Source organism: Anaerophaga thermohalophila str. Valhall (genome assembly GCF_000250735.1).
Classification (GTDB): domain Bacteria; phylum Bacteroidota; class Bacteroidia; order Bacteroidales; family Marinilabiliaceae; genus Anaerophaga; species Anaerophaga thermohalophila_A.
Genome location: NZ_AHZV01000052.1, coordinates 1 through 7,114, shown reverse-complemented (window position 1 = coordinate 7,114; position 7,114 = coordinate 1). Strand labels below are relative to the sequence as shown.

General features: G+C 38.7%; 9 protein-coding genes. 1 reads left to right on the top strand and 8 read right to left on the bottom strand.

Annotated features, from left to right (window positions below; translation table 11 throughout):
- Nucleotides 1–54: 54 nt before the first annotated feature.
- The 7 genes from OQ5_RS0102245 to nusB all read right to left on the bottom strand — a co-directional run bounded on the left by OQ5_RS0102245 (nucleotide 55) and on the right by nusB (nucleotide 5,102).
- Nucleotides 55–489 (bottom strand): DUF5606 family protein, encoded by a 435-nt coding sequence (locus tag OQ5_RS0102245; RefSeq protein ID WP_016775934.1) that lies wholly within the window; start codon nucleotides 487–489, stop codon nucleotides 55–57.
- Between the two features lie 239 nt (nucleotides 490–728).
- Nucleotides 729–1,457 carry a TerB family tellurite resistance protein gene (locus tag OQ5_RS0102240; RefSeq protein WP_016775933.1) on the bottom strand — a complete coding sequence of 243 codons (729 nt, stop codon included), beginning with the start codon at nucleotides 1,455–1,457 and terminating at the stop codon, nucleotides 729–731.
- Nucleotides 1,457–2,035 (bottom strand): dephospho-CoA kinase, encoded by a 579-nt coding sequence (gene coaE / locus OQ5_RS0102235; RefSeq protein ID WP_016775932.1) that lies wholly within the window; start codon nucleotides 2,033–2,035, stop codon nucleotides 1,457–1,459. Before coaE ends, OQ5_RS0102240 begins: the two co-directional genes overlap by 1 nt.
- A gap of 2 nt (nucleotides 2,036–2,037) precedes the next feature.
- Nucleotides 2,038–3,057: a CdaR family protein gene (locus OQ5_RS0102230; RefSeq protein WP_016775931.1), complete on the bottom strand. Its 1,020-nt coding sequence runs from the start codon at nucleotides 3,055–3,057 to the stop codon at nucleotides 2,038–2,040.
- 251 nt (nucleotides 3,058–3,308) lie between these two features.
- Entirely contained in the window at nucleotides 3,309–3,620 is a 312-nt protein-coding gene (gene yajC / locus OQ5_RS0102225) for a preprotein translocase subunit YajC (RefSeq protein ID WP_016775930.1), read from the bottom strand.
- Between the two features lie 55 nt (nucleotides 3,621–3,675).
- Nucleotides 3,676–4,140 carry a DUF1573 domain-containing protein gene (locus OQ5_RS0102220; RefSeq protein ID WP_016775929.1) on the bottom strand — a complete coding sequence of 155 codons (465 nt, stop codon included), beginning with the start codon at nucleotides 4,138–4,140 and terminating at the stop codon, nucleotides 3,676–3,678.
- A 23-nt stretch (nucleotides 4,141–4,163) separates the two neighbouring features.
- Nucleotides 4,164–5,102, bottom strand: coding sequence for a transcription antitermination factor NusB (nusB, locus tag OQ5_RS0102215; RefSeq protein ID WP_026055070.1), 939 nt, complete (start codon nucleotides 5,100–5,102; stop codon nucleotides 4,164–4,166).
- Nucleotides 5,103–5,365: 263 nt separating this feature from the next.
- On the opposite strand from nusB, the gene OQ5_RS0102210 reads away from it, so the two are divergent.
- The gene (locus OQ5_RS0102210) at nucleotides 5,366–5,755 is read left to right on the top strand and encodes a DUF3276 family protein (RefSeq protein ID WP_016775927.1); all 390 of its coding nucleotides are present in this window, start codon (nucleotides 5,366–5,368) and stop codon (nucleotides 5,753–5,755) included.
- Nucleotides 5,756–5,847: 92 nt separating this feature from the next.
- Here the strand turns inward: OQ5_RS0102210 and OQ5_RS0102205 are convergent, their stop codons facing one another.
- Entirely contained in the window at nucleotides 5,848–6,609 is a 762-nt protein-coding gene (locus OQ5_RS0102205; RefSeq protein ID WP_016775926.1) for a hypothetical protein, read from the bottom strand.
- Nucleotides 6,610–7,114 lie beyond the last annotated feature (505 nt).

The window sequence follows — 7,114 nt, the reverse complement described above, 5'->3', positions numbered from 1 at the left end:
TTTGAACTAAAATTTGAAAATTTTATAACATTCAGCTAATCAGTTCGAAAAATTTTAAGCCTTTTCGCTTTTTTCATCGGCCTCTTCATCTGTCTTCTTCATTTCTTCAATGCTTTCGGGAGTAATAATCTCTTTTTCCTTCAATATATTATACCACGAAAACACTTTCTTAATGTCTGAAACATAAACCCTCTCTTCATCATAATCGGGTAAAGCTTCTTTGAAAGCATTTTTCAGTTCATTTGAAGAGGCCTTTTTAGGTTCAACCTTCAAATCTTTTTCAAAGATAGCAGCAAAAACATCTGCCAACTTAACATCTCCATCCAGAGTGAAAATGGAGATATCTTCGAGAGAGCTGATTTTGGAGGAAGTGTAAGCCGGCATGCGCTTGCCATCAAGTAAAGATTCCACGATAATACTGTTCTTAGCATTCGTGATCAATTTAAAAAGACCGGGTTTCCCGGAAATGGCGAGAATTCCTTTCAACATTTTTTTACAATTTTAATTTGCAGCAACAAAAATAATATAAACATCTATTAGTTTGCTCCTACAAGAGCTATTTTTGCCAGGATCGAAGTGAAGGAACTTTAGAAACCGAAATAAACCACTATTAAACAATGATTTAAAAGTTTACTACAACAGATAATACTGGCAAAAATACCCTCGCGTAAATTTCAAATCAAACGCTTAATGTCGTGTCATGTATAAAATGTCGTATAAGTTGAAAACTAATTAAGTCCCCTCTCTTTTTTAATTTTGTTATAGGCATCATTAACCCTGGCAAACTTCTCATTGGCAGCCTTTTGAAACTCGGGCCCCAGGTGACTGACTTTGTCGGGATGAAACCTGAGAGCCATTTTCCGGTAGGCCTTTTTTACTTCTTCATCAGTAGCAGAAGGAGAAATCTCAAGAATTTTATAGTGAGCTTCCAGGTTATCAAAAAACATATTCAGAACAGCCTGATAATCTGAACGGGAAATCCCAAGCAAACCGGCAATACGATCGATGGTACCAATCTCGACCGAACTCAATTGCCCATCAGCTCTTGCCAAACCAAATAAGAGATGTAGAAGCTGAATCCGGCTGTCATAGTTTAAATTAATTCTGATTTGGTGACAAACATCGGAAAGCGGAATCTGCTTTTTTATCAAATCACGAAGAACAATTAAAGCCTCTCTGGCTTTCTCTTCTCCTAAATAGTTGCGCAGATAATTTCTGGCATAATCGAGCTCAGAACGTAAAATTTTGCCATCGGATTTCATAACTGCTGCCATCAATACCAGCAATGAAACGACAAACCCATCGCGAGGCGAACCATAGGGCATACCCTGCTTTTTATTATCACCAACAGCCATTTCCTCGGCCTGTCCCCCCAGGAACATACCAATTAAGGCGCCAACAGGGCCCAACACCCACCAGCCGATACCAAAGCCTATTAATGAACCTACTATTCCCATTATTTCAGTAATTCAGAATGAATTTTCAAAATCTGAGGAACCACCAGATGTTTTTCATCTGCCAGAATCTCGTAATCGCAAAAACGATGTCGTTTCTCGTCCGGCCACTGATTGCGAATGCGTTTTAATACTTCTTCCGATGCCACCCCATCGCGTTTGATAACCCTTGCAATACGAACCGTCTCAGGGGCAGTAACCAATATAACTTTATCCAGAAAGTGATGTCCTCCGCTTTCAAGCAAAACAGCAGCTTCTTCAAGAACATAAGGTGCACGCTGTTTATTTACCCAGCCAATAAAATCCTCACGTACAACAGGATGTACAAGAGCGTTAACTTTATTCAGCAATTTATTGTCTTCGAAAATTACTTTTGCAACAAGCTGCTTGTTTAACTTTCCGTTTCGATAAACCTCATCACCAAACAATTTTTTATAGCCGGAGACTAACCGGGGATGCTCCTCAATTAATCTTTTGGCCTCATTGTCAGCATAATAAACAGGGATTCCCAACGATTCAAATATTTTACAAACCGTTGTTTTACCACTTCCAATACCCCCGGTTATACCAACTTTCAACAAGACTAACGAGTTTTTTCAAGTAAATACTCCACAAAAATAGGAGAAAAGCTCAGTGATTCGACATTTGATGGCGCTTTATCCAGGCGCACTTTCAAACGGTCGGGCCTGTCTTCCCGTAACACAGGTGATGCATCAACAACAGCATGAAACTGGGATTCATCGATTGTACCGTATTTGCTCATCCCGACACGGAACGAAACCTGAATTTCAGAAGGAAATGTTTTAATGCGCAAGCTGTCGGGGAGTCCGTAAACCCGCAAAGGTATTCGCAAATTGAGTTCTGTAAATGGTTCAACCGGAACGATTGCTGTTACTCTTTTTTCGGAAGCCTTAACCTGAGAGGGAATAATCAGGGGAATGACGGTAGAGATTGAGTCGGCCAGACCCTCAAGTTGGAGTTCACGGGTTTCAATATATTTTACCGTATCGATCACTTGTTTAGGGCCGGATATCATTACCGAGTCGGGTTGCACCAAAATTGGCCCCGCCTGAAGATATTGCTTTTCGAACCCAATATCTGCAGAAACCCTCACGGGAACACGTTTACTACTCTTTTCGGCAAGCGGCACAAACAACGTATCAGGATTAACATCAATCAGTTCCATCCCTTGTGAAAGCTGCCCTACAATTTTGTTGTGTTCTCCGGATGTGAGAGTATATACCCCTTCTCCTGCCTCAGTTTTCAATGGTTGCATTTCAGAAACATTAAATGTAAGAGGAAGAAAAGTATTACTCAGCTGATAACGCAGAATAACAAAACCCACAGCGCGTACTTTAACTTCGATGCGACTTTTGAAATCGTCAGGAAGCATCTTGTCTTCCGGAATATTCACAAATTTCACGGGGTAACTAAGTGTTGCTGTGTATTCTTTGCGTAAAGCGTTAAGAAACCAAAACCCGGTGGCAATAACCAGGAAAACGAGAAAAACCACAACATTCTTGTCCTGCCGGAGCCGGTTAAACCAGTCGCGTATCCAACCTAAAATTTTCAGGTACTTTATATTAACTGCATTATTCCCCATTTAAATAAAATCAAATAGCACCATTTAATGTCTGTCCATAAAGTTCCATTTGCTTTGTTACGCTTGCAACCGGCACTCTCTGAACAGACACACATATTGTGAAAATTTTTGTGAGTTTATATACACGCACTATTTACTGACAGTCACTGAAATTTTTGTTCGCATTTACAAAAAAGGCCAATGATTTACAAAAATAATCATTGGCCGGCTATTACAAAATTTTATTGAACAATGGTAGATGTCTATGGTTCTTATTTTTTAACCGCATCCGACATGTCCATAATAATACCTGCTTTATCAACCTTAATATTAACGTCGCTGGCAATCTCAACAACAACGTAACTGTCTTTAACTTCGGTTACTCTGCCATAAATACCGCCGGTAGTAACCACCTTATCTCCCTTCTTCAGGTTTTCGCGATATTTTCTAAGTTCCTTTTGCCGTTTAACCTGAGGGCGAATCATAAAAAAATAAAACACCACAATAATCAGGATAAATGGTAATAATTGCATCAGCATACCAGGGCTCTCGCCACCTGTAGCCTGTAAAAATAAGCTCATCATAATCTATTCCAATTTTAGTTCAAAAATTTTATTCGAATTAGAGGTCGCAATATAACTATTTTTTAGTGACTTGAGCAATCAAAGATAACCTTACCGGTTTTTTGGTTCCCTGAAAATACACACTTACTTGTTGAAACTGAGCACCACGTTTACCCCGGGAGTCAAAAATAACTTCAACGAATCCTGATTCACCAGGCTTGACGGGTTTTTCTGTATATTTTGCCACAGTACAACCACATCCTGTTGCAACTCTCTCAATTATCAAAGAAGTCGACCCCTTATTCTCAAATCCGAAACGAGCGCCTACTTCATCTCCGGGTTGTATGGTTCCGAAATCATGCTCAGTAACTGCGAAAACAGGCTCTACATCTATAGAATCATTGCCGGTAATACCGTGATCAGTGATTTTTTTATCGTTCCGGCTTTTCTGATGAGGAGTGCCGCACCCCAAAGTAAAGGAGAATGCTCCCACGATAAGAAAAATGATAACTTTATTAATCGAAGAAAATCTGGTTACCATAACTACTTTAACTCATTGATAATCTATTCCCTATCAACAACTTTTTCCAGCTGATTTTCTTTTTTCAAATGCGTGATCACCTTATCGAGAATACCGTTAATGAAAGTTCCGCTTTTTGGAGTAGAATAATGCTTTGCTATCTCAATATATTCGTTTAATGTTACTTTAACAGGAATTTTAGGAAATTCCAAAAACTCGGCAATGGCAATCTGCATCAATACGATATCAAGGTAGGCGACCCTTTCGAGGTCCCAATTACGCGAAAATTTTCTAATCAGAGCCTGATAATCCTGATTATTTAAAATGGTTTTACGAAAGAGGGTTTTTACAAATTCACGGTCTTCTTCGTCTTTGAATTCCTTTTGCAAAGCTTGTTCCTCCCCATTTTCTTCTTTAAACTCTTTAAGCGTTTTGACCACAATACTCACCACAAATTCGGCTTCGTCGTTCCAGAAAATGGATTCCTCCTTAAATAAAGCATATAATGGAAGATATTGCCCAATTACCTTTTCATAAAGCTTAGCAACAAATTTCCGGTCGGCCTCATACGAATCATCGTCGGATAGCATGTAATGTTGATACAAGTCAGAATCAAGGATATGTTTATAGACATCCTTTATATATTGTTCATTATTTTTCCATGACAAACCGGTGGTTTCAACATATTTTAAAAGCTGTTTGTTCTCCCGTAGTTGTTGAATAACCTTGTTGTTAATAAATTTCCGGTTGGGATGAAGATCCTCGTAAGTAGGTCTTTTCTTATTCAACCCGATCTCGATGCGCTTTTCGGCAAGATCACGCACATCCAGAATCAACAATAAAAGCAAATGATAAAGTTCGTGAGATTTAGAAATACTGTGAAACAATTCCTTTTCGGCCTGCTGGAGGGATGAGTCACCCCCCCTGAAATGACCGTAAACAGTTTGCATCACTTTCACACGGAGCAATCTTCTACTAAGCATTCGTTAAAGAACTTTTATTTACTTCAGATAATTTTTCAGGACAAAAGTAGGTCTTTTTTTATTTTACGCAAGAAAGCAATCTATAAAATTATTCCTGAGTCTGCCAGACACGCACTTATTACACGATAAAACCGACTTTCGCCGTTAAAGAGTTTGAAATTTAGAATAATTTTGTAAACAATCTTTGGTTATTTTAAAAAATTATTGCCATTTTTGACCGGGAGAAACACAATGTTTTCTTACTCAAAAAAATTTATTTAAAGATGGAAGGATTTGACAAAAAAGATGGAATTGACAAAAAGCAAAATGAAAGGGACGACATCTTTTCAAAAGCGGTAAGAGCCGGAAAGCGGACTTATTTTTTTGATGTTAAGGCTACACGGAAAAATGACTATTACCTGACCATTACCGAGAGTAAAAAGCGCTATGAAGAAGACGGTCGTTTTCGTTTTGAAAAACACAAACTCTTTCTTTACAAGGAAGATTTTGAGAAATTTGCAAATGGTCTGAAAGAGGCCATTGACTTTATTCAAGCCGAACAAGGGGCATATAACGGCAATGAATCCACTCAAACCGAATCAAAAGAAACTTCAGAAGAATCCCTTTCAACGGCTGAATACACCAATGTTGACTTTGAAGACCTGAATCAATAGGTGACGTCTTCCGATTGTTGATTCATTCATAACAAAAAACGGGGAAGGCCTTAAGGCATCCCCGTTTTTTGTTGAAGAGAACTAATACATCTTTATTGAAAAAAACTTTGATTAGCAGAATTTCCCAGGTTCCGGCTTTCAATTTTCTTTAATATTTCTCCCAATTCGTAAAAAGTCAGTTTTTTAACATTGGTAAGAACAAAATCGTTTCGCAATCCTCCTCCCAGAAGATTGGATTCCTCAATAGCAGCTTTCACTCTGTCATTCAATGGGACATCAATAGGAACAAGGCCCCAAAACGTCACGAACTGCCCCGAAAAAGCAATAAACTCCAGTTTCCCTTCAAATTTTTCAAACATATACTCTACCTCACCTGAAATGACACGCTGCCTGGTTTCGTCAAAAGCCCCTCCGTCACGGGAAAAGAAAGCACCAAAAAAACGGAGTTTTTGCCCGTGTCCGCCTAAACCGGTGGAAATAAACATAGGAGGATGGTCAAGCATGGATGCCTGAAATACCAGCTTACACTCCTGAAGTGCAAGATATGTCCAGTCTTCCAGCCCCATATCGGGTTGTTTCTGATAATTCTGTAAAATACGGATGGCATCCGGACTTCCTATCGAAGCTAGTGCAGCAAGCCGCCTTCGTTTGCTGCCGGGAGAAGAATTTTCGTCCCAAAGTTCATATTTGCCGGCCATCACTATATCGGGTCGCAAATTGCTTTTCACTTCTTTTGACATCCGCATGTATGCCATCTGGGTATCCAGAGATACCTCGCGTTCCATTACCTGGATATCACCCCCGTTCTCTCTGACAACCTTTTGAAAGTCTTCAAATGTTCCTGAAAAATCCATTGCGCTCCTCCGTTAAAATACTTTCCACAACACTTCGTTAAAGATTTTGCAACAAATTGTAATTCAAATACTTGCTGTCAAAATCTTTTATCTGTTTAGATGCAGCGAATCAAAAATACATGCAATATCTAAACATCTTACAAACTATTCTTTTCAATTATCTTACCAAATTAGAACTAAAAGGTTTCCATAATGTTTAATTTCTTCTCTTCTGCCTTTTCGTCATTTTTCTGTAACCCAGGCTGTCATTTTTGCGCACAATAATTACCCGGACAAAAAAATCCCCAAAAGTTGGGATTGCCGGGAAATTTAGCAATCGTTATTTTTGAAAAATTTTTACAACATGGGTGTCTTTAAAGTCAATAGTCAGTTAAAAGAAGCCTAAACGCAGAGAAGCGATGAGCAAAGATTTTATTATGAGAGCGTAACACAGCAAATGGTACTTTATGGACAGACACTAATTAGTGCGTGTCTATAAACTTGCAAAAAATTTTTACAATCTGTG

What these genes read in the sequence shown, in the direction of transcription:
- OQ5_RS0102240 (WP_016775933.1), bottom strand. Translation starts at nt 1,457, where the DNA reads ATGGGAATAGTAGGTTCATTAATAGGCTTTGGTATCGGCTGGTGGGTG.
- OQ5_RS0102205 (WP_016775926.1), bottom strand. Translation starts at nt 6,609, where the DNA reads ATGGATTTTTCAGGAACATTTGAAGACTTTCAAAAGGTTGTCAGAGAG.
- yajC (WP_016775930.1), bottom strand. Translation starts at nt 3,620, where the DNA reads ATGATGAGCTTATTTTTACAGGCTACAGGTGGCGAGAGCCCTGGTATG.
- nusB (WP_026055070.1), bottom strand. Translation starts at nt 5,102, where the DNA reads ATGCTTAGTAGAAGATTGCTCCGTGTGAAAGTGATGCAAACTGTTTAC.
- OQ5_RS0102230 (WP_016775931.1), bottom strand. Translation starts at nt 3,057, where the DNA reads ATGGGGAATAATGCAGTTAATATAAAGTACCTGAAAATTTTAGGTTGG.
- OQ5_RS0102210 (WP_016775927.1), top strand. Translation starts at nt 5,366, where the DNA reads ATGGAAGGATTTGACAAAAAAGATGGAATTGACAAAAAGCAAAATGAA.
- OQ5_RS0102245 (WP_016775934.1), bottom strand. Translation starts at nt 489, where the DNA reads ATGTTGAAAGGAATTCTCGCCATTTCCGGGAAACCCGGTCTTTTTAAA.
- OQ5_RS0102220 (WP_016775929.1), bottom strand. Translation starts at nt 4,140, where the DNA reads ATGGTAACCAGATTTTCTTCGATTAATAAAGTTATCATTTTTCTTATC.